The following is a 24,123-nucleotide window of genomic DNA, read 5'->3' on the forward strand; positions in this document are numbered from 1 at the left end:
CGCGAGTTTCTTGCGAGAGTTCCCATTCGCTTTAAACTGAAAACGATTTTTAATTTTGGAGAAGTCTAAGCCGGTATTCGTACCTGCATGACGGTAAGGGGCGTGCCCATGGCACGAGAAAAATTCTGTGTCGGAATTGATATTGGAGCCAGTGGAGTCAAACTCTGCCAGCTCAGGCGCAAAAAGGATGAGTTTATCCTAGAGCACTACGGTCACGTGGCATTGCCACCTGCGACCATCGTTGACGGAGCTATGATGAATCCGGCACGTATTGTAGATGCCATCAAGGAACTCGTCTCAACGCACCGTATCCGTAACAAACGCGTTGCCTTCTCTGTGTCGGGACACTCGGTGATCATTAAAAAGATCTCTTTGCCACAAATGACCCGGCAAGAACTCGAGCAATCCATTCAGTGGGAAGCCGAACAGTTCATCCCATTCGACATCGCCGACGTTAATATCGATGTTCAGGTGCTAAACGAGCACTCTGGCCAACAAGGTCAGATGGATGTTGTGTTGGTTGCGGCCAAAAAAGACTTCATCGACGAGTACACCTCTGTTGTTACAGATGCAGGCTTGGAGCCTGTTGTGTGCGATGTTGATGCATTCGCAATCGAAAATATGTTTCTACAAAATTATGAAGCTCCGCCAAGCCAAACCATTGCCTTGGTCAATGTGGGAGCCTCAAAGACCAACATCAACATTATGTCCAATGGGCTCTCAAGCTTCACACGAGATCTCAATGTTGGCGGTAACAACTTCAGTGAAGAGATTCAAAAGCAACTCGGGGTCACCCGCGAGGAAGCTGAGGCACTGAAGTTCGGTGGTACCCAAGGTACTGGCGCCGACACAGTGGTACCTGAAGAGGTGCAGCGCTCACTTCAGGCAGTCAGTGATAACGTTGCTACAGAGCTTCAGCGCTCTCTCGACTTTTTCACCGCGACCAGCGCCGAGCCCGAACCTTCGCACATCTATTTGATGGGCGGGTCTTCCAAGCTCAATGTGCTCGAGCAGACGATTAAGACACGCTTAGGAGTCAACGTTACGGTTGCCGATCCATTTAGACGGATCAATACCGGCAGTCACGATGCAAAGTACATCAGTGACCAAGCGGCTACAGCCGGCGTTGTTATGGGTCTAGCACTCCGATTCCCGGGAGATAATTGATGCCAAAGATTAACCTACTCCCCATCAAAGCCGCCAAACGGTCTGAGACAGCCCGCAATGAACTCTTGGGTATGCTGGTTCTTTTTGCCGGACTCGTATTTGTTCTCTATTCTTGGAATACCTCTCTTGATGAAGATGTTCTGGAGACAAAGTCGCGTATCTCGAAGATGGCCAAAGAGATTAAAGAGCTCAGCGCAGAAGCCGAGCGCGTAGAGGAATTCGAAGCGAAAGCAAAGATTCTTGAAGACAAACAAGGCATCATTGAAAAGCTCAAGCGTCAAAAACGAGGTCCGGCCAAAGCTCTGCATGACCTGGCAACTCTTCTTACCGAACTCGATAAAGTTTGGTTGACCAGTATTACTGAGAACGAGCAAGTGATTCAATTTGAAGGTGGAGCGATGGACCATGAGGACATCTCCGAATTTCAAATTGGTCTGGAAAAACGATCGAAGTATTTTACAAAAGTCCAACTGAAAGTAGTGGAAACCAAGGTGCTTGACGGCGTCCGCTATCTCAAATGGAAAATCAACTGCATTGCGGACTTTTCAGCGGGGTAATCGATGGAAGATTGGGTAGAAACGTATGCCAGTACACCGCCTAGTAAGCGGTATTCGATGGCATTTCTTGGAGCGTTGGTGCTCTGCGGGCTCTATTACGTTCTGATGCATCAAGATGCTGAAGATAGACTCCAATACGCCAACCAGAACTTTAAAAAGCAGCAAGCCCAGGTCGTGAAGAAGCGCGAGTACGTCCAGAATATGGCCAAGTACGAAGCCCGGTTTAAGCAGCTCCAGCAGGAACTCGCTCACGCCCGAAGTGTTCTTCCTGATACCGCCGATGTGCCGCAGCTTTTGAGTCACCTTGGCAACAAGGCGCAGCAGACTGGACTTCAGATCGATTTCTTCGAGCCGCAAGAAGAGTCCGACAAAGGGTTTTATTCTGAGATTACTTTCGGGATGAAATTACGTGGCTCGTTTCACGAAATCGCAACGTTTGTTGATGCCATTGGTAAAATGGACCGAATCGTAAACGTCGCGGGTGTGAGCATGACCAATCCGAAATCCATTAATCAAAAGATTCTCGTTCAGGGCGCTTTTACCATCAAGACTTACCGGTTCAAGAAAGATGGTTAGCCAACCCAGGCTCTCGTTAAGGAGTAACGTGTGATTGTAACGAATAAAAAAGCAGGAACTTTGGAAAGGCTCGGGCGGCTTCGCCTCGGCTTATTCCTTACTGTTTTAGGCGCAGGCGCGATGTGCACCGGTTGTATCGGAGAGGAAGACGATGAGTCTTACCGAGTGGTACGAAGAGCCTCTAAGAAGAAACGTGCGAAAACGAAAACTGCCGAGGCTACCAACGAAGCCACAGCGCAAAAGACTGCGGTCTTCTCTTATTCTCCCATTGGTAAACGCGACCCCTTTAAGTCGTACATTAGCGTTCTCGTTAAAGACCCTAATGGAAATAAGAATAAAGAGACTTCACCCACCGAAGAATACGAGCTTGATCAATATAAATTGACTGGCCTCTTGTCTGGAACCAGTCAGCCACGTGCCCTGGTTTCAGATCCCAAGGGTGCCGGGCATGTTATAAAAATAGGAACACGGCTTGGACGTAATGGCGGCCGTGTTACTCGCATATCCAATAATACCGTTGAAGTTATCGAGGAGTTTCGAGCCCCGACCGGTGAACGCATACGGGTTCCGATAACTATAGAACTTCCACGTGAAGAAATTACTCTTAAGGCGCGCCCTTAAGGGCAAAGGAGCGAATCCATGATGTCCCTACGCTCATTGGACACCACTTTGTCTACAGCGAAAACCATTCGTAACCGTCCCAAAACTCTTGTTTTGATGGGCATTACCTTGGTTCTTTCCTACTTACTTACCACCGTCGCCAGCGCCTCCGTGCGTAACGTCATTGATAATGTCGACGTGGTCGGTGACGATCAAGATCGGATCATCCGTATTCATACGGGTACCAGACCGACATTTACAGTCTTCAAACTCACCAATCCAATGCGCGTTGTCATAGACGTCTCCGGTGGTGATGTGAGCGCTGTCGATGGACCTTTGGATATCGACGACGGCATCGTTGAGCAAATTGCCACACGGCAGTTTAGCTCAAATGGATTTTATGTTGGACGCGTGATCATCGGCTTCCAAACCGATGTTACTTACAATGTAAAAGCTGAGGACGATGCTTTAGTTATCCGTGCATCAACCGCGTCGATGGACGTTCAGCAAGCGTTGCCCGCACCGGAACGGCCTGTTGACCCGAAAGAACTCGAGCGAATTACCGCGGCCAAAAAGCTGGCTCAAGCAGCCCAGGTGAAGGCGACTCAAAATCAGCGCCAAGCTGAAGAGCTCAAAGCCCAGGCTGAAAAGACCCGCGTGGCAGCAAGCCAAGCACAAGAAAACGCCAAAGCAGAACGCGCGAAAGCAAGCGCAGCCATTGCTCAGGCCAATCAAAAACTAGAAGCGGCTTCCGTTAAAGAATCAAAGATAGCTGCCGAATCACAAAATCTAGATCGCCAGCGTAAGCAGATTGAGAAGCGTAACCAGGCCCTCGAAGAAAAGCAGAGTCAAGGACAAGAGCGTCTGGCTAAGCAGGAAAACGAACTTAAAAACCGCCAAGCGAAAGCCGAGAAAGCAGCCAAACGCAACCAAGCTGAAGCCCAAGAGCTGGCTAAGCGTGAAAAAGAAATCATGCGCCGAGAAGCTCAGGCAAAGGCAGCCGCTAAGGCTCAAGCTCGTCATCAAACTGAAGTCAAGCAAGCGACTCTCACCGGCGTAAAGAAAAACGGAAAAGGTTTAAATACCGCCGTCTTACTCACGGTCAAAGGCAACCCTTCACTTCAAGTTGAACGTATTGAAAATCCACCTCGCCTCGTCATTGATATGATGGAAACCACGCGAGATAGTGCTCGCAGCGTCTATGGTGTGAAAAGCCCGTATGTTCGCCGAGTACGACTTGGAGAACACGACAAAAATCTACGTGCCGTTCTCGACCTTAGAGACGGCAATTCCACGCACCATGTGAAAAAAGTGCCTGAAGGTATTTTGATCAGCATGTCTCGGGTGGAACCTGAAGCGGAAATCGCGACGGGTGGCCCTGAACAAGAAAAGGCCCTCGAGCTTTCAGACGTTCAATTTAATCGCCAAGGAAAAATTGCTCGCATTGAACTGGGCATCGCTCCAGAAGAAATGCCACGGGTTGATACTCGATCTAAAAAGGCATGGATCCTAAACATCAAGGGCGCAACAATTTCCAAGGCACTCGAGAAGAGCCTCGACACAACGGCCTACGATACCGTTGTCCGTCTCGTCTCAACGTATCAAGCATCTGAGAATCCACCGGTTGTAAAAGTGGTTGCCAACATCACGGGCCCTGCCAAGCACCGCCTGAAAAAAGAAAACGGCAAACTGATTTGGGAAATTACTGGCGACGGCAATGAGCCTGCACGGGTTGCAAGCTCAAGCGCTCCGCAAACAGCAGGGTTCGTCTCACAAGCTGCATCCACATCCAAAGCTGTACAAGCAACAACACGTTCGAAGCGTAAGAAGAAAAAGCCAATCACGCTGGACTTGCAAGACGCTGATATGATCAACGTGCTACGACTTCTTTCAGAGATTTCTGGTGAAAACATCATCGCCAGCGATGAAGTTAAAGGCAACATCACCTTACGACTGCGCAACGTTCCATGGGACCAAGCGCTGGATACTATTTTGAGAACCAAGGGCTATTCCCGAGTTCGTCAAAACAACATCATCCGAATCGCACCTGCTTCGGTCATTCAAGAAGAGCGTAAAGCTGAACTTGAGCGGCGTGAACTCAAGGCCAAGGCTGAACCCACGGCCATCAAGCTTGTTACGGTAAACTATGCGATTGCTGCCGACATTAAGCTTCAGCTTGAACCGCTGATGACCGAACGCGGCAGTGTTCAAACAGATGAACGTACCAATACTTTAATTGTTGAAGACGTACTTTCAAACATTGATCGGCTGGTGTTGCTTACTCGCAAACTCGATAAGCAAACACCACAGGTTCTGATTGAAGCGCGTATCGTTGAAGCCAACAGCAATGAACTTCAAGAGCTCGGTATTCAATGGGGCGGCGTGGGCCAGATGACCGCCAATGAGGGCAACCCAACGGGTCTTCAATTCCCAGGTGATGTCACCGTAAGCGGCGCTGCAAGTGACCAAGGTACGCTTACTCAAGGTACTTATTCTCCTGCCCAATACGCAGTAAACCTTCCCGCGGCCATCGGTTCGGGCAGCGGCGGTGGTTTAGGCTTTATCTTCGGCTCAGCTGGCGGAAGTCAGTTGCTTGCTCTGAGATTAACCGCCATGGAAGAACGCGGTACGGGTCGTATCATCAGCTCACCGCGAATCACCACATTGGACAACAAGACGGCAAAGATCGCGCAAGGTCTTGATATTCCAATCAGTGTTGTCTCAGCCAGTGGCACAAACACGAAGTTTGTACCGGCTAACCTCGAACTTGAAGTTACGCCTCACGTAACAAACGACGGTAGCATCTTGATGCAAGTGAAGACTGAGAAGAACGAAGCAGACTTCTCGCGAACTGGCGCTCAAGGTGATCCTACAATTTTGAAGAAGTTTGCCGAGACAGAAGTATTGGTAGCAGACGGAGACACTACAGTTATCGGTGGTATCTATACCCGGACAACAAGTGAAACCTACGCTGGTGTACCTTTCTTCAGTGATATTCCAGTTATCGGGTGGCTCTTTAAGAAGCGCCAAAAAACAGACAAGCGAGCAGAGCTCTTGATCTTCATCACGCCTCGAATCGTGAATAGAAGAGAATCAAGAATTCAAGCTTCTTCCTTGTCCACTGAACCCGAGAAGATGTAGGGAGACGCCTGAATCCTAACAAGGGAAATGGCGTGATGATGAAGACCAAGACCACAACAGATATTCAAACTCGAACCAGCAGCAGAAACCTGCAGACCGGTGCGCGTGAGAGTAAAGACTCCACCCAAGACACTGGTAAGCCACATATTGCGCTTGTTGGTTTCATGGGCGCGGGAAAGTCTGCTGTGGGTAAAGCGCTTGGTCAACGCCTCAAGGTTCCATTCATCGATTTGGACGAAGTCATTGTGCAAGAGGCCGGGATGAGTATTCCCGACATCTTCAAAAACAGTGGTGAGGTTGCATTTCGCGCGAAAGAGCGCCGAGCACTGCGCAATGTATTGCAAAGTGACACGCCTTGTATTCTCGCAACCGGTGGCGGCACCTTCATGGATGACACCATGCGCGAGAACCTAAATGAACGAGCACAGACAGTTTATTTAAAAACTGACGTCGCGACGCTCATGGGACGACTTTCCAATTCAGGTGAAATCGAATCACGCCCTCTTCTCACAGGTCCAGACCCTGCAAGTACGGTAGACAGGCTTCTGAAAAAGCGTACTCCCGTTTATGAACAATGCGAAAAAAGCGTCACAACGACAGCTCGCAGTGTCGAAGACGTGGTCGCAGAGATCATGCGTTCCTTGCAGCTTGAAAGAGCAAAACGTACACCGCGCGCAGAAACGCCTCATGCAGAGCAAGAAGTCGCTCAAACAAGCATGCACAAACGGGCCACACAAAAAGGTGAGGCGATTACCATCCACGTGAGCGCCTCTTCAGGTGATTACGAAGTTGAACTGCGCCCGACCGCAGGACCATGGATAGCCGAAGGCATCGCTGAAAGATGCAAAGGCTCCAAGCTGGCGGTTATCACAGACACAACGGTTGCACGGCTTCACGCGGACGACTTCGTTCATTCTTTGAAAAAGCTGGGCAAAGACGTCCTGCTCATTCAAGTTGAGCCTGGTGAAAAATCGAAAACGCTGGGAACTGCCAGCAGACTTTACGAACAACTTCTAGAACATGGTATGACCCGCCAAGACGCTGTTGTGTCACTTGGTGGAGGCGTCGTCGGTGACCTTGGCGGCTTTGTTGCGTCAACGTTCTTAAGAGGTGTTGGGTTCTTTCAAGTCCCTACCACAACGCTTGCGGCAGTGGACTCCAGCGTTGGCGGGAAGACCGCAGTCAATACACCGCGTGGGAAAAACCTCGTCGGTACATTCTACCCTGCTAAAAAAGTCTTTATCGCTGCAAGCCACTTAGCCACTCAAAGCCCGCGTCAAAATGCAGCCGGTTTGATTGAAGCTTTAAAGATGGCAGCCACGCTCGACATCGAACTCTTCGAGACGATTGTTGACAACGCGCAAGCTCTTCTCGACTTTGAACCCCAAACTCTACTTTCCATCCTCGGAGCAAGCGTTGCCATTAAAGCACGAGTTGTAAGCGAAGATGAGCGAGAAGCCGGTCTTCGAGCCGTTCTCAATTACGGCCACACCGTCGGCCACGCCATTGAAGCTGGGGAAAACTTTCAAATGCTTCACGGCGAAGCGGTAGCCCTTGGTATGATTGCAGAAGCGCAATGGGCCGAGATGGAAGGCTATGGCAATCAGGTGAGTTCAAGCCTGCGCCAAGCGGTAGAATCTCTCGGGTTTATTCCTGAGTGGCGTAAGAAAAAAATCGATATCGATGCATTGAGCGTCGATAAAAAGCGGATCGGATCTGGTGTTAAGATCCCGATTGTCTCGCAAATTGGTTCATTTGATTTTCGTACGGTGCCGGTGTCGGCATTGGCGGAATTCGTCAAGCGTAGGAGCACAATATGATGCGTAAACTTAGCTTACTGGCATTGTTCTCTCTAACTGCAAGCTGCACGGCAGAGCCCGGCGGGAGCATTCAATTGGTCAACGTCATGGCGCCTGATCAGCAATGTGTTTACAGCCCCGAAGGTAAAGAAACCCGCCTCAAGGGTTTCTATGACCCAACTGCCGGCGCCGATATGAATGTGGTTGTTCGAATTAACAACAGCATGAATGACAAGGACTCCGATCCTCGCAGCAACGACAACAACACCAATATTAAATTTTCAGGCAATGACGTTTCAATGGCCGGGTTTAATGTTTGCTATAAGCTCGAAAGCGGAATCAGCGAGTTTGGTGCTGCGGATTCAGGCCATGCCTTTGAATGTGATTCAGTCATCAATGCCACATCGGGCGAATACAAAGAGTATTTAACAGGCGGCGGCACAGTTGAAGCCGACCCTAAAGGTCAGTCTGAAGGCGCGCCTGTGACCATGAAGCTTTTCTCTAAAGCGGCACTCCAAGGTATTTTCGGTGATGCAATGATTCCCGAAGACCTACTTCTTCGTGCAAGTCCAACCAGTGTTGCGCGATGCGCCGCAGTTGGCGTGAATGCCAACGGCACAGCTGATTCGACCTGTAGCGCAGCAGATACCGTGGCCGTAACAACTTTAGATACGGGCATTCCCGATGGTTTTCCTTGGGGAGACTGGAGCGCAGATGATCGACCTAGCCAGTATGTACTGGTCGTGATGCAAGGTGTTGGCGTGACCGCGGCGGGCTCAACTGTGAAAACAAATTGGTATAGCTTCTCAGTACAATTATGTGCCGGTTGCACCCAGGTAACGGCCAATACGCAATGCCCTTACGCCTATGAAAATACCATTTGTGACGGCGGCTTTGGGTCATGCACCTACCTCAACCCCGATACCAATGAGCAAGTCACTGAAGAGTGTGTCAGCCCTGCAGGTAAGCCCGATGGCCAAACAGGTTGCCCCGAGACGCAGCTTGGACCAACGGCTAATGGGACCACGGTTTGTTCCGGTTGGCAAAGCGAAATCGTGACCTACGTTCCTACATACGATGGTATCTGTGACATTTCACAGTACCTCGGTACCAACGTTGTTGAGTCCTGCCAGGAAATCGATCCTTGCACAGGTAATACCGGCGCAAGCACTCAATGATCACAATGCTACTTGACTCAACGCTTGGGTTTCCTTAACGCTTGGAGTTATGGAAAAGGTCAGCTGGGATACGCCAACGATGGCAGAGCTCTACTTAGAGCAAGGGCATAAAGAACGCGCAGTTCAAATTTACCAAGCCGTAATCGATGAGTTTCCGAATCATGAGCAGGCCAAGAGCCGGCTTCGGGAGCTCGTGGGCGGATTGGCAGGAGAACAAGCCATGGTCTTCGAAGAACAAGCCCGGCAATTCGTCAACAAAGTTCCTGGAGCTATTGCTTGCTCCGTGATGGGTTTTGATGGAATCGCCATCGCCACGCATACTATTGGAGGCCTCAATGTTGACGTCGAGGCACTTTTTACCGAAGTCGCAACCGCCGCTGCTGGTCTTATGAAGCTTGGACAAGAACACCCCGGCCTTGGCCAAATGCAGGAATGGACCCTAAGCCACGACAAGCTTACGACACTTCTTAAAGCAGTCGACGAAGATTACTTCATGGCGGCCATCGTAGAAAGCGATGCCATCATCGGCCGCGCCCGGTTTGAGCTGCGTATTCAGGCACCTGAAATCGCCAGAGCGTTAAGCGGAGCCTGAATTCATGAAAATCGCACTCATCCATGGGCCAAACTTAAACCTTCTGGGAATACGAGAGCCCGAGGTCTACGGAACCGATACTCTAGAAAGCATCAACCAAGGCTTAGCGAAGCGAGCCGAGGCACGCTCAGCCACCCTGAGCTGCTTTCAAAGTAACCATGAAGGCGCCATCATCGACCATATCCATGGACTGATGGGTCGGTGTGATGCGATCATCATCAACCCTGGCGGACTAACCCACACCTCTGTGAGCCTTCGGGATGCTTTAGCCGGCGTTGCCATCCCTTTTGTGGAGGTTCACCTTAGCAATGTGCATGCACGTGAAAAGTTTCGTCATTACTCATACTTAAGCGGGATTGCCCAAGGCGTTATTTGCGGATTTGGCGTTCAATCTTACGAGTTGGCACTTGAGGCGGTATTGCGTTTACCAAGCTAGCTTCATGTGTTAGGTGTGCCCGCCGAGGAGCGACCAAATATGTTTGATACTTCAGATTTTCGTAATGGCCTAAAGATTGAGTACCAGGGAGAGCCCTATGTCGTTGTTGATTTTCAACACGTAAAACCAGGCAAGGGTAACCAGTTCACACGTACCAAGATCAAAAACCTGATCAGTGGTCGTGTACTCGATCCGACCTTCAAGTCCGGTGAAAAAATCGGAAAGCCCGACATTGAAGAAAAAGAAATGCAGTACCTCTACCGCGACGGTGAGCACTACGCATGCATGGACAATACCACTTACGAACAAGTGATTGTTGATAAAGATGCCGTAGGCGATATGGCCAAGTGGGTGATTGAAAATGCCACAGTTTCTGTTCTCTTCTGGAATGGCCGCGCCATTACATTGGAAGTAGAAAAGCAGGTTGTCTTTAAAATCACGGAATGTGAACCTGGTGTTAAAGGCGACACAGCTCAAGGTGCCACCAAGCCAGCAACGCTGGAAACCGGTGCCATCGTGAACGTTCCCCTCTTCGTCAACGAAGGTGAATCCATCAAAGTGGATACACGTACCGGTCAATACCTCGAACGATCCAACTAAGATTGTAGGGCTTGATTAGCCGTACAACTCAGGGCTGCCCGGCCCTGCGCCCGGAGAGAGCCAATGGCCCTCCCCAAAGAAAAGATTCGCGCCAACGCGCTCAAACACCTTGAAAAAGGCCGCCTAGACAAAGCGGTCAAGGAATTTGAGCGTCTGGTCAATCTTGATCCCAACGATATGCGAACCATGCTCAAGCTCGGCGATTTACACGAGCGAATGGGTAATATCGACGACGCAGTCGAGATATATGAGTCCGTCGCCACGTTTTACGATGCACAGGGCTTTTTACTCAAAGCCTGTGCCATTCATAAGCAGATTATGAAGATGGCTCCCCAGCATGTCCAAACCGCCCTCACCCTCGCCGACACTTACCAACAGCTGGGTCTAAGCCGAGATGCATCCCGAGAGTATAGGCGGGTATGCCAGATTCTTCTGCGTGATGAAAAGCATCAAAAAAGAGCTGAAGTCCTCGAAAAGATTGTGAAAATTGACCCTCTGGATGTGGGCAATCAGATTCAGTTCGCCAATGCTTTAAGCCACATTGGCTATGAACCGCGGGCTATCAAAGTCTTGCGCGAAGCATGTGAATTTCATCAAAAACAGGACAACTTAAGTGGATTCATCGAGCTTATGGAGCGCCTTATCGGCTTCACCGGCGGCGATCTTGAAACCCGAATTCAGCTTGCTCAAGCCTGTATAAAGAACAATGAGATAGAAAAAGCGTTGGCAAATCTTGAGACTTGCCGAGAGATCGAATCAAATAACCGTCATGTCTTGGCAATGCTCGCCAAGAGCTTCATTTTAATGCATGAACCAACACGAGCACTCGAAGTCTTGTGGGATTTGTTTAAGCATTTGAAAGCTGTAGGGGACATGGCCTCAGAAAAAAATATTCTCGAGCAGATTCTTAATCTGGATCCGAGTAACCCCGAAGCTCAAGAAGAGCTGGCCAAGCGAAGTCATACCGGTGTGAACCCCGCGATGATCGATCCGCAAAAACCACAAATGTCTGCGCTCGAAAAAATCATTCAAGAGTGCGATGTTTACGCTCGCTATAAAAGGCTCGATAAAGCACTGGAACATCTCGATGATGCTCTGATTCTATCGCCCAACAACCGCGACGTATTAAGCCGTAAACGCGACTGGCTTTTTCAAGCCGGTAAAACCAGCGACGCACTCAACACGCTGTGGACCATGGCAAGCACTGCCCATCAAACCGGGCAACGAGAAGAAGCACTCACCGATCTTCAAGAGCTTCTTCATCATGCTCCCGAGCACATCGATGGCAATGCGCTCCTTGAAAACTACGGCCCACTTGCTCATTACGAACCTACCCTCGAGAGCCCGGCGATATCTTTACCACCCGATTTTTCGCAGCCCTTTGGACACGAACTGGGTTACAGCCCTTCTCCGCAGGCTGCGAGTATCGATCTCGACGACCTTGATGAAGGTACCCCTCAGCCTCCACCGCCGCCCTCAACCCATGACGGTTTTCAAACACTGGATGAAATCAACATTTCCGAACCTTCGGAATGGTTGCTGCAAAGTGTTGAAGAGGATGATGAGGCCTCAGCCGCATTCGATGCTTCCGAAAGTGATTACGAGATTGACCTTGATTTTGATATCGATGGCGAAGAAGACGAACCCACAGAGTTAGGCTTTGGGCTGGTTCTGGCACCGCCGCCGCCCGTCACACAGCCGGCCATTACACCGCCGGTGCTCGCCCCTACGCCTACGGGAACAGCTTCGATGCCACCTCCGCCGGTTGTCGCAGCCGCTGGCTTAAATCACACCATCGCCACGCCGCCGCCGTTTGTCGCAACCGACGACTTAGATCACACCATGACGGCACCGCCCCCGGTTACCACTGTTGACCACGGTGATTACCCTCCACTCCAATCAGAGATGGACGAAATTCGCTTCTTTTTGCAGCACGATTTACCTGATGAAGCTCTGGATGTACTTCGAACACTCCTTGGGAAATACCCCAACCATCCCGGACTGCTACATCTCGCAAGCTCTCACCCCTTGCTCGAGCAACTCAGCACCAAAACCGGTGAGGCCGCAGAAGCACAAGGCGACAAGCCTGAAATCGATGAAACCGAAATGATGCTGGAAGAGCTCCTAAGCCCAACCGGTGTGGCTGCACTTGATCCCCTGCAAACCTCAGAATTGCCACCGCTTCTGCAAGCATCTGAATTCAAGAGCTTACGCCAGCACCTACCAAGTGAATTGGCCGATACCGACTACGATACTCACTACAATCTCGGAATCGCTTATAAAGAAATGGGAATGCTCGATGATGCCACCCGAGAGCTTACTTTGGCGGCCGAGTCACCGGCTTACAGGATTTCAGCTCTTACCATGCTTGGTCAGTGCAAGATGCAGGGCGACAAAGCTGCTGAAGCTCTAGCTACCTATTTTAAGGCCCTTCACAGTGAGAACATTCACGGTGATGAGCAAATCTCATTGCACTACGAAATTGCCACGGCATATTTAAAAATGGGCGTTAAGACAGAAGCTCAAAGTTACTTTGAAAAGGTTAGTGGAACGGCTCCAGGTTACCGCGATGTTGATGCTCAGCTCAAAGCGCTCAAGAAGGCTGACCCCGGTTCAGACTCTGGTGGCTCATCCAGTAACGGCAGCACCATCTTTCTTTAAAGTCCTCACCTGCGGCATCTCACTTACGCTTAAGACCACGTCGCTCCAGCCAATCAATCGTTGCTGCGCCCTTTTCATCTACAAGCAAATGAATCCAAACACGATCGCCCGGCTTTAAATAGTAGCCCACTAAATTGCGCTGCATGTCCTCGGACTCCAGTACCGTGCTCGTTAAAACAGGAGCTCGAACAATAACACCCTTCTTCCATTTACCTTTGAGTGGCCCTGACTGAATCGGCCAGCGCACACGAAACTCAAGCGTTACCTCAGGAAATGAACCTCGAGTGGCCTTCGTTATCTGACCCACAAGCCGCTCAGCTTTTGCGTGCGGTGCCACAACCGGTGCGACCTGCGAAGGCTTACCGGCTCGAATAGAGTTTCCCTCATCAACTTGTTCGCCCATGGCAATCGCTCCACCCAGGGCGCTAAGCTCTCCAAGTGGGTTGCTTGACTCTTCATCCCCTGTCACGTCGACCAAAACCAGTTGGCTCAGTAGGGTTGCCGGGGCGGCTCCGCTAAGCGTTAAAAGTTGCCCTTCTATGTTCACCTCGATCTGCGCCAAGCGTTCCTTAAGAAGCGTCGCCAACTCCGTAAGATCTACGCCCTCTCGTACAACCAGCACCAAACGGTCTTCCTCAATACGGTGCTCCAACGCGACCCCCGGGCCGTAGCTCCCGTCTTCAGCCTCAACAACCAGAGTTTCTGCCCCTGCGTACGTTGCAGAAACTAAAAATCCTGTCAGAATTGCGGAATAAATGGCTATCTGTCGCATGTTCGCCTCCAAAGGTGTTCCTATCTATACAGTGCTCTCGCTTCGGGGCAAATGACAGAAAGGCTCAAATGATAGCTCTTTTAAACCCGAATAGAAGGTGTGCACTTCTTGATAAAATCCGGTAGTGAAAGCACATGAGCGAATCTCCTCCAGAGCCTCAACCCACGCGCCTGCGCCGTGCTCTCCAAGTGAGCACTTTTTTTGCCGCCGTGGTTTGTCTGCTCGCAGTGGGAGCCCGAGCTTACCTCAGTGATGACCGGCTCAAAACCATGCTTGAAGAGCGCGGTAGCGAAGCCCTCGGTCAAAAAGTATCGGTTGAAAATCTTGAGCTATCCCTACTGGGCGGGTTCAAACTCAACGCTTTTTCACTCGGTAACCCGGATACAGATTCTCTGGCGGTGCGCGCAAAGCTCATTGAACTCGGCTGGGCTTGGCAAAATCAATCCACCCGTCATGTGGGCCTTCAGCAGCTAAACATCGAAGGACTAGAAATCTTTCAAAAAAGTCATGCACAACCCGCGCCCGAACCCTCTCTGGAACCGGCGGCTGAACCGAGTGAAAAACCGGTTCCCTTTGTGTTGCCTCAAATTCCGCTTCAGCAATGGCCAATGCTGGCAAGCCTCGAAAACTTCAATATCGAACTCAAAGAGCTGAACCTTCAACAAGGTGAAAATAAAGTAAACCTGAAAGGCGTTTTTGTCCGAGGCGCGCTCACCCTAGGTGGCGGGCTGGCTGACGCGAACGTAACCATTCACACTCACAAACAGCTGGCACATCTTCAAGTCAAAACGCCATCCGAAGTTCACATTGATGGTGCTCCCAATATTTCGATCAACCTCACAACTCGTCACGGTTCTGAAATTAACCTTTCCACGGTTGTAGAAATACCCGTGCATAAGCAAATGTTTCGTTTTCAGAATGAAACTGCCTTCAGCCTTCCACTCGGCCAACTCTCTGCCAGCTTGGTGGAGTTTTCCATTGATGAGCACTCACACCTCAAAACCAGTGCCAAGCTCACATCAACGTATACCAAGCCCACTCTTGAAACGGGGCAGCTTCTCGCTCAGGCCAATTTCCAAGCTCTTCAACCGTTCTTTGACCTTTTTGAGATCCCTGTAGAAATGACAGGCCTTGCGAAAGTGAAGCTTCATCCGGTAGACCTCAAAACCCTTGACCCCGAAGCCGCCAAGACCGCCACCCTTACAGGCTTGGTTCAGCTAGAAAACATTCACGTAAGCTCTGGCCCAAACCATCTACAACAATTCAATGGCGATATTGCAATCCACTATGAAGACGGCCGGTTACACGCCACCTCTACTTCACTGAATTTAAGCTTCGACAACCCCAGCATCTCAGTAGCATATTCTCAATTTAAGCTATCGCTCGATACACATGTCGATGACTGGGTTTTAAAATCAGCCAGCAACCAAACGGTGTTCAACCTTCAAGGGGCACTGAGTAAAATCAAAAACCCCGAAGCCGCCATTCAAAATTTAACCTTCGAGCTTCAAACCCAAGGACCCACTGCGATTCTACGCGGTCAAGTGAGCCCATCCCCATTTACATATACGCTGGGTGTACAAACCGAGGCTGTAGACCAAGCCGCCGCAAGCCTTGGCCCCGTTAGTGTGCAGGCTCAAGGTTCCTTCTTTGACATCAACGGGAAATCTCTGCAGACCGACCTCGATATCATTGCCAGCCAGATAGAGCTCACGCCCATCGACGGTCCGATGTCGATTAAAAAATTAAGCGCCCATGCTTCGGTTCGCAAACAAGCCAACACTTTTAAATTCACACAATCAACTCTTGAACTCGACACCCTCGCCAAGCTTAATCTTGATGGGACCCTCACACTTCACTCGAGTAAACTCGTCAGCACTAAAGACCTCAAACTTCATGCCGACTTTTCAGACCTCGGTGCTCTAAAGAATAGGCTACCGCCCAACCCAGCCTTGCCCCAAGAGCTGACCGGCAGTGCCGCTCTTCACGCAGAAGTCAGTGGCACCATTCCTATCCAGCGCCTGATAACGCAGGCGACCCCTCCACCGGTTCCTAAGTTTGTAACCCCGGAGCAATGGGAGTCCGACGCCGAACCACTGGTCGACTATGTGGGCAGTTGGATGCGCTCACTCAGTGAAGGGCTTGACCTAACGACAATCTTCAAAGCCGACTTCACAAACATTTCAGTCACCCACCAAGGGAGCCATGTAGAAGGCTTCGACTTTCATTCAAAATTCTTTACCGGTCCCACCGGTACACAGACCGACATCGAGTGGCTCGCGAAAAAGGTTGAAAGTGGCGCATCGCTAACCAACGCACATGGTCTCTTTGAAATAAAAATTAGGAATGATGAGTTAGAGATTACAAACCTCGTTGAGATGGACTCGCTTGCACACCCCAGCCTTTTATCGGCCCTCCATCACATCTCTCTTACGCAAGAGGCGGCCTATCGATTTGGCAAAGACCTTAATGTGAAAAACTCCACCTTCAGCGCCAACGGGGAGGACCTCGTTCTCGAATTCAACGGACTTGTCTATCACCCCATCCGAACAGTAACATCGGGGGCCCTACTTGAAGAACGCCTCCCTGGTGTGAAAGCAGGCCTCACCAGCAGCATAAAAATCAACTCGGCCAAACCGAGCCAGCTATTTCCTAAAAGCCCAACGCTTCGCGGGGAGCTTACGGTGGCTACCAATATTGCCGTTGAAAATGGCGAGCTCTCCTTTAAAGGCGAGATGGACTGCACGGAATTTACCGTGGAAGACCCGACCATGCTGCTCTCAAGGCTAAACGGAAAGATTCCCGTGGAAGCGATATTCGAAAGCTACCAGAGCGACCAGAATATGAGCATCGTACGCGACCTGGGTTTTGCCGGCGGTGCTTTGTACCTTCGCACAGATGACCTTGGCGATGAAGACGACGACCAACGGCAAGTCTACTATGAAGACTTAAGACCGTACCGACCTCAAGCCGGCCTGGAAATTGGCCGCCTCAAATTTGGTGATTACGAGTTAAACAGTGTCACCATCGATGCCCGGATTCAAAATGGTACATTAAGCGCCGACCACTTTAGCACGGAGCTACTCGGGGGCGATGTCCTGGGGAATCTTAGAATCGGACTTAACGCAGCTCGTGAGTTTAAAGGTGCCTTCTCGGTGCAAGCATCCAACATAGATGCCAGTCACTTCTCTAAACTCAACCTCGAGGCCGGCCCCGACTCAGAACTCAGTGCCGATATGCGCTTGGGGATTTTTGTCTCTCCTAGCCAGCGAGATATCAATCTTGATGTTAATGTTACCCAAATTGGTAAAAAAACCCTCGACCGCTTTCTTCAGCTCCTAGATCCCGAGGGTAAGAACCCACAGATACAAAAGACCCGAAGTAATTTGAAAATCATCGAAATCCAGGAAGTCACCGCTTGGATACGACACGAAAATCTCAATATGGACCTGGATTACAGAACACTTTTAAGCATTCCGGGCACTGATATTGGCTTTAGACCCATCGACCGAGAGCTTCTGCGGCGTTACACGCTCACGGAACAAGTCATCGACCCTTTCTTCCAAAGTTATGTAGACCGATACCTTTCAAAAACATTGGGATGGAATCATGCAACACCTTAATCTTCCAGTTTTGATTGGCTGCCTACTGCTTAGCGGGTGCCTTACAATCAAAACCGTCAACATTAGCCAGAAGACCAGTTTAGAGCACCAGCTCATGGGTAGCTTTGAGCCCCTTACCGAAGAAGAGATGCTTCTTAGCTCGGTTCGCGATGAGGCTCAGTTGTTACGCGCCGAAGAGCTCAATGAAGACCAGGCTGCGCTGGCCGCTCGTCGCCGGCAGCTGTTTAACCGGGACGATGTTGAGCGGTTTAAACGTCTCGGTTGTTTGGGAGAGGCCCTCTCCAATCAGCTTATCGCTAGAACATGCGATGACGAGTCTACGGGTTCAAAGACAATCATTGAACGAATCCTCACTGAGGAAAGTCGTGACCGTGAAACCATCATAACCTGGGTGATCAGCCAACACGACCATCTCCAAGAAGACCAACGCGGACAGGTCAAAGAGATTTATCGACAATTTATTCTAAGTCGCAGCCCCAGCGGGACTCCTTTTCAAGACTCAAACGGCGATTGGCTACTCAAGGAATCAAGTGAAGGTCAGAACTAAAGTATATAGCCTCGCACTCTTAACATCGTGCTTTGCTGGGTGTAGCTCCACCACCGCATCCACCTTTGCGCCTGCATTTGATAAGAAGAGTTCCAGCTACCTTACGCAACCTGTACCGATGGTTACCGCCACCGAAGACCAGTTACAGCCTTCGATTTCAAAGAGTAACCACCAGCTTGTCTACGCCGCCCGGGTAGCCGGCAATCTGGATATCTACCTCAAATCAGCATCGCAAGCAGATGCAGCCAGCCGCCTCACCGAACACTCCACCGACGACACCTCGCCGGTTTTCTCTCCCGATGCTCAAAGTATTATCTGGGTCTCGAAAAGAGCGGATGTAAAAGGCGACCTTTGGATCATGAATCGAAAAGGCGGCGCCCAGCGCAAACTCACAACGCGCGACACAGCCGACAGCTCTCCGGTATTTCACCCCGACGGCGAGCACGTGTTTTTTACGTCCAAGTCCAAACGGGCCCGGCGCCCGGGCATCCGAAAACTAAATCTAAGCAGCATGCACAGTGAGCTCGTCGAAAAAAACGGCTGGGACCCAACCATCAGCGCCGATGGCAGCACCATGGTCTACGTGGCGATGGAACCCGGAGAGGGCCTGCCTCGCCTTTATCAACGGAACCTGGAAACAGGTTCAACAAGGCCGATGACACAAACTGTTTACGCGGAGGGTCTACCGACCTTCGTGATGCGTCCAACGGGGGTTGAAGAACTTGTCTTTGTTCGGTTTGTAGATGACATCAATGGCGACGGCAGCATCGACGCCAACGATACCCCGAGCCTTTGGAGTATTCCCTACCACCGCGAACCGCAAAGCGCGGGCCCTCCCCCACCGGCTCGCCCCCTCACTCCCGTGATGGACGGAGAAATTTTTGTGCGACCCGGCGACGCTTGGCTCGTATATACCGCAGCAGGTATCGGCGACCTGGACATCTTCGCACTTCCCTTCGACGGCATGCTCTCCCCTCAGCTCGATCCCAAAATGCTTTTATCCGCCGCGACCACTGAGCCCCAACCGGCTTTACGCAGATTTATGTTGCGTCACATCATCGCCACAGCACCTGAACTCAGCGCCCAGGCCTACACGCTTCTCGCTGCGGAATACGTCCATGTTGGCTCCACCGCCCTGGCCATTCGGATTCTCAACAAGGCCCGAGAGCTCAACAATGATAAAGTAGGCGCTTGGCTCCTAACGCTCGACATCAAAGAGCTTGAACTCCGACTCGAACTTGGCAACGACACTATGGTTCGCACCGAAGCCGTTCGGAAAAAGCTCGCCGAAGTCTACTCTACTTTGGGCCAAGTGCGCGCGGTCAAAGACGCTGGGTTGAATAAGCGAGCATCACTTTTAAAGGCCACCGTTGAGCGAGTCCAGGGCGATACTCTCTCCGCATTTAGGATTTGGCAAAGCCTGAGTGACGACCCAGAAATCCCTGCTCAATGGAGAGCCAAAAGCATCTTGGGCCTGACTGAACTCGCACTTGAAGTGGGCGACTTCGCAGCTGCTCAAAAATTAGTCACCCGGCTATCAACACCATCATACGCCGCCGAGTCATTTATTCGAGAGAAGGCGATTAACCGCTGGCTCAAAGCCGTTGTAGGCCAGTCCTTAACAAATCCTTATGGCGCCCTCGAAACGATTGTCCAAGAGCACCAGAGCCGACCCGTCATTGCTCTTCGAGCTGCGATTCTTCAAGCAGAACAACAACGCAAACAAGACAACCCTCAAAGTGCGCAGCGGCGACTGCAGAATCTGGCCGACACTTGGCCCGATGCCGGAATGATTGTGCAAGAAGTGCTCGAAAAACTTGCCGATGCGGCCATCGCCAATGGAGATTTCGATGCCTCGCTCCATGCTCTTGGTCAACTTCTGGAAAAATTTCCAAGTCACCGCGCCTCCACCCGGAAGGCCCGCCAAGTTATTTCTAGAATCTCGTTAGGGGAAGCCGAAGAAGCGGAACGCAAGGGAAACAAAGAGCTGGCCCGTAAGCTCTACCGCCGCTTAATCAAAACAGCCAACGCAAACGCCACAGCCCATAGAAGATATATTACGCTTTGCTCCGAGACTGGCGAAATCAAAAGTGCGTTGCGTTTTTATCTCGCCGCGGTGAAAGAGAACCCGAGAGATCGTTTCGCAAGATATGGGCTCGGCATGGTCCTAACCTACGTTGCTACCAGAAACTTCGACCCTGCAAAAAAACAACTTGAACAAGCCCTGACGCTGTACCCCCGTTTCCCTGAAGCTCATTTGGCTATCGGCTGGATACGCATGCAACTTGACCGTTCGCAGCCGGGTGAGGGTCTTCTTGAACAAGCCATTGAAAGTTTCCAGACCGCCAAAGATCTCGTGGATCCAGAGACCAACCCAGAGCTATGGGGTGCACTGGAACTCAACGAAGGCAATGCTCTTATGGCGCTCGGTAAAACCGATGCCGCGTTCGCCGCCTTTCTAAAACGAGAGCAAACCGGTTTCCCATTTCGAAACCCGCTTAGAGAGCTTCTCTTTCGTGAGCAATTTGGCCGCGCCGCCATGCATGAAGAAGTCTGGGATGTTGCACTTGATATGACACAAACGGCACTGGAGCTGTCTCAAACTCTTCCGGGCAACCCCAGACGTCTTGATTTAACCAGTCGCCTCGCAGGCATAGAAATGATGCTGGGGAATTATCAGACCGCGGAGCAGCTCTTTGCTCAGAGTCTTGACGGCACAAACCTTAGCATCAAACGCCAACTTGCATTAATGCGCGGACAAGCCCGCGCGAGAATTCTTCAAGGTCATTCTCAAGGTGCTCTTGCCATCTTTGCTGAGGCGCTCGAAATCATTCGTGCCAATCAGGAAGCGCTCAACGCCGATTCTGAAAAGCTCCCATGGTTTTATACAGAAGTCCCTGGAAATCCTGAGGACGTTACGGCTGCGATTCGCGGCTTTAATAGCCAACAAGAGTCTTTACTGGTTCATTCTGGACTGGCGGAGATAGCCAAAGAGCGCGGCCGCTTTGAGTCGGCGCTTCAATACGCAACTCAGGCCCGGCAAACCCTGCAAGAAACCCTAGAAGATTCATCCACCGGCGTGCGAATCCGCTTGGAGTTACTCTTTGCACTAAACACTGAAGCTCAGCTTCAAGCGATGAACACAGATTACGAAAAAGCCGCACTGCTTTGGGCGCGGGCACTTCGGCTCTCCCAGAGCCTTAAGCTCTCGGATAAGACGCTTGTCATTTTAAAGTCCCTGCAAGCATTGAGTGTTCGCACGGGTGTAGCACGCAATCAAAACTCGTTATGGATTGGGTCCGCAGAAAGAGAGCTCAAGCGTGAAGGCCTCAGCGAGAAGACCCGCCAAGGCTTTTCTCGCTTCTTGGTTCTGGCTTACAGTCGCCAAGCGCTCGGCGTCACGCCCAAGCTGGCTAAGCCTCAATCGTCTGAAGTGCTGCAAAGCCTCATGGAGCTTACTCAGCGCGGCGAGGCTTCAATATCAGCGGAACAGCATGAGAAGTTAACCGGTACAGACAGCCCGGAAGTGAGTGACCTCTTTAAGAAGCTGGGCACTGAACCCGTTTCACTAAAAGAAGAAATCACCAATTTTCTAAGCGACCAGCCCAGTGCGGCTCGCACCAACAAGCACCGCCACCTTTTTAACCGGGCCTACCAAACTTTATCCGCCGAGCAAGATGCCACGTTACTTTATCAGCTGGGGGAAAAATGGCGACTCCTCAACCTCCCTTCCCCTCTAAGCTCCGACGCCCTGTATTACTCCACCGACCATCACTTGGTACTAGGGAAACTCAAGACACAGCAAATTGCTTCATCTCAGGAAGTATTAAGTAAGCTTGGCCCTCAGGAGGCACTCTTGCAGTTGGTTAAAGGGCCTCAGCAACAACCATTATGGATATGGCACCACCAAGCCCATACTATGGTTTCTAAGGCGCTGGGAGCGTTGCCGACATGGCTTGCACGTGCAAAGGTCCAACGTGTTTATCTAGACATCGCCTCCGCCGAACCACAATCACGTCAATCAACGATGAATCAACTTCAAGCCATCCCCAAGCTGCAGATGGTATACGTTGCATCGGCAACTTGGTTCGTGCTGAATAAAAATATTCGTGCCATCGCCCAAGGTCTCGCGCTCTCTGTCGAAGAAGACCGAACCAATATGGGAATGACTGCCACGGGGATCACCATCGGGCTGGAGGACTTAGCCGAACACCGCTCGCTACACCCTGTCGTAGAACTTCAACTCAGCGTTCGTAAAGATGCTCCTCGAGGAAGATTCTCAGAGCTTCAAATCGTCCTGGGCAACAACCCGCTTCACTTGGTCACCCTCCAAGACCTCGTGGCTTATAGCCTACGCTCACAGGTGGTTCTCGTTAACAACGCACCAGATGCCCCGGAGCTGCGGCAAACGATAGCCATGCACCTCCACCTTAGCGGCGCTGTGGCCGTCATTTTTCCCAGCTCCGTACAACAAAGCAAAGAGTTAATGAGCCGCCTACAAGACGCGGGGTCCCTAGGCCTTAGTGCGGCCCTTTTAAGCATACCTGGGCTTTCAGTTTATGGCGCACCCGCTCTTGAGGCACACCAAGTAGTCACCGAAGCAGTTGCTGCGTTCAATGTCGCATTTCGCAAAGGCCTTCAAGCCTTTAAAGCCGCCACGAAATCCAAATCTGAAAAAGACTGGGCCGCGGCTGGAGGTCATTTTGAGACCCTTTTAACCACGCTCAATGTGCTCACAACTCGAGAAGCAAAGAGATTATTAAAAGACTCAAGTTTGATGCCAGAACTCGCTGGCAAGGCGCGCCTTCAAAAAATTGCACGGGTGCTTCCCACGCAAGGGGTCGAACTTCAGCTCGTTGCCCGGGATAAACTCTCCAATATCCGGGCTGCCCAAGGAAATTACCCAGAAGCAATTGCGCTTCGAGAACTGCTTACCGCTGCTTACGCCTCCCGCGGAGAGCACCAGCGAGCCGCTAAAAGTATGCAGGAGCAGGGTAATGTTTACTTAACTCACGGCGAACCAGATAAGGCGGCACGTTCATTTCAAGAATGTGCGGCGTTTAGCGCCTTGGCAAAAATACCAAAACAAGAAGCACGCTGCCTTACTCGCTCTGCCCGAACGCTTAACCGTGGTGGGCAGCCGGGATTGGCTCGAAAAGATTACGAGAAGGCTATTTCAATTTTTCGAGCCATAAACAGTGATGAGGAGATTTCCACACGCCGCTCATTGGGTCACTTATACGAATCCTCTCTAAGCGACTACGACACCGCCGAGAAGATTTTCAAGCAGGCCCTTTCAATGGCTCAAGAGCGCGAAAAGCCGAAACAGATTCGTAGCCTCCAATTGGACTTCATTCGTTTGCTTTACACAAAAGGTCAGTACGACAAGGCCATGGAAGCACTGACTGCAGCCATGGCGAAACAAGAAAATCTAAGCGCCGCCGAGAAGCTCACCTTGCGTCTCGAAATTGCCAAGGTCGCCTGGTACCAGGGCAATTACGCAAAGGCACGCCAAGAACAAACCCATGCTCTCGAAATCGCGTTGGAATTCGGCTGGACGTTTCAAGAGATACAGGCACGAAGCCTCGGTGGTCTCATTGCCATGAACTTAGGAGACCTCGACACGGCGCGGATTTCGATGATGGATGCACTCGGCTTAGCCAAACGCACGGGCCGCCTGAGCGAGGTTGCCATCCAGGCCAACAACCTCGGCAATGTTTTACGGGAACGCGGCCAATATGAAGAGGCCATCGAATACTACGAAACGGCTCTGGACATAGAAGACCGGGCGAAAAACCTAGAGGGCCGCGCCTATGCTTTACGAAACATGGGCCTAACCTACGCCCGAATGGACCAACCCGAAAAAGCTCAAAC

General features: G+C 51.0%; 15 protein-coding genes. 14 read left to right on the plus strand and 1 reads right to left on the minus strand.

Features of this window, described 5'->3' with window-relative positions:
- The first annotated feature begins 108 nt into the window (after positions 1–108).
- The 11 genes from pilM to HOK28_18195 all read left to right on the plus strand — a co-directional run bounded on the left by pilM (position 109) and on the right by HOK28_18195 (position 13,307).
- Complete coding sequence (gene pilM / locus HOK28_18145) at positions 109–1,167, plus strand: type IV pilus assembly protein PilM (protein ID MBT6435024.1); 1,059 nt, start codon at positions 109–111, stop codon at positions 1,165–1,167.
- The gene (locus HOK28_18150) at positions 1,167–1,724 is read left to right on the plus strand and encodes a hypothetical protein (GenBank protein MBT6435025.1); all 558 of its coding nucleotides are present in this window, start codon (positions 1,167–1,169) and stop codon (positions 1,722–1,724) included. Before pilM ends, HOK28_18150 begins: the two co-directional genes overlap by 1 nt.
- A 3-nt stretch (positions 1,725–1,727) precedes the next feature.
- Positions 1,728–2,300 (plus strand): type 4a pilus biogenesis protein PilO, encoded by a 573-nt coding sequence (pilO, locus tag HOK28_18155; GenBank protein ID MBT6435026.1) that lies wholly within the window; start codon positions 1,728–1,730, stop codon positions 2,298–2,300.
- A gap of 30 nt (positions 2,301–2,330) precedes the next feature.
- Complete coding sequence (locus HOK28_18160; GenBank protein MBT6435027.1) at positions 2,331–2,921, plus strand: hypothetical protein; 591 nt, start codon at positions 2,331–2,333, stop codon at positions 2,919–2,921.
- 18 nt (positions 2,922–2,939) lie between these two features.
- Positions 2,940–6,041, plus strand: a complete 3,102-nt coding sequence (pilQ, locus tag HOK28_18165; GenBank protein MBT6435028.1) for a type IV pilus secretin PilQ — start codon at positions 2,940–2,942, stop codon at positions 6,039–6,041.
- Between the two features lie 35 nt (positions 6,042–6,076).
- Positions 6,077–7,861 (plus strand): 3-dehydroquinate synthase, encoded by a 1,785-nt coding sequence (aroB, locus tag HOK28_18170; GenBank protein ID MBT6435029.1) that lies wholly within the window; start codon positions 6,077–6,079, stop codon positions 7,859–7,861.
- A complete protein-coding gene (locus HOK28_18175) occupies positions 7,858–9,018 on the plus strand; it encodes a hypothetical protein (GenBank protein ID MBT6435030.1) in 1,161 nt (386 codons plus the stop codon). Before aroB ends, HOK28_18175 begins: the two co-directional genes overlap by 4 nt.
- 49 nt (positions 9,019–9,067) lie before the next feature.
- A complete protein-coding gene (locus HOK28_18180; GenBank protein MBT6435031.1) occupies positions 9,068–9,610 on the plus strand; it encodes a tetratricopeptide repeat protein in 543 nt (180 codons plus the stop codon).
- Between the two features lie 4 nt (positions 9,611–9,614).
- Positions 9,615–10,046 (plus strand): type II 3-dehydroquinate dehydratase, encoded by a 432-nt coding sequence (aroQ, locus tag HOK28_18185; protein ID MBT6435032.1) that lies wholly within the window; start codon positions 9,615–9,617, stop codon positions 10,044–10,046.
- Between the two features lie 39 nt (positions 10,047–10,085).
- Complete coding sequence (gene efp, locus HOK28_18190; protein ID MBT6435033.1) at positions 10,086–10,646, plus strand: elongation factor P; 561 nt, start codon at positions 10,086–10,088, stop codon at positions 10,644–10,646.
- Positions 10,647–10,709: 63 nt separating this feature from the next.
- A complete protein-coding gene (locus tag HOK28_18195) occupies positions 10,710–13,307 on the plus strand; it encodes a tetratricopeptide repeat protein (protein ID MBT6435034.1) in 2,598 nt (865 codons plus the stop codon).
- Between the two features lie 19 nt (positions 13,308–13,326).
- Here HOK28_18195 and HOK28_18200 read toward each other — a convergent pair whose 3' ends face one another.
- Positions 13,327–14,079: a hypothetical protein gene (locus HOK28_18200; protein ID MBT6435035.1), complete on the minus strand. Its 753-nt coding sequence runs from the start codon at positions 14,077–14,079 to the stop codon at positions 13,327–13,329.
- Positions 14,080–14,213: 134 nt separating this feature from the next.
- Here HOK28_18200 and HOK28_18205 point away from each other — a divergent pair, with 134 nt between their 5' ends.
- From HOK28_18205 to HOK28_18215, 3 genes are all read left to right on the plus strand, one after another.
- Positions 14,214–17,702: a hypothetical protein gene (locus HOK28_18205; protein MBT6435036.1), complete on the plus strand. Its 3,489-nt coding sequence runs from the start codon at positions 14,214–14,216 to the stop codon at positions 17,700–17,702.
- Positions 17,689–18,249, plus strand: a complete 561-nt coding sequence (locus tag HOK28_18210; protein MBT6435037.1) for a hypothetical protein — start codon at positions 17,689–17,691, stop codon at positions 18,247–18,249. Before HOK28_18205 ends, HOK28_18210 begins: the two co-directional genes overlap by 14 nt.
- Positions 18,233–24,123 (plus strand): tetratricopeptide repeat protein (locus tag HOK28_18215; protein MBT6435038.1); only part of this gene is annotated, 5,891 nt, incomplete at its 3' end. The genes HOK28_18210 and HOK28_18215, both read left to right, overlap by 17 nt.

Source organism: Deltaproteobacteria bacterium, from assembly GCA_018668695.1.
Taxonomy (GTDB): domain Bacteria; phylum Myxococcota; class XYA12-FULL-58-9; order XYA12-FULL-58-9; family JABJBS01; genus JABJBS01.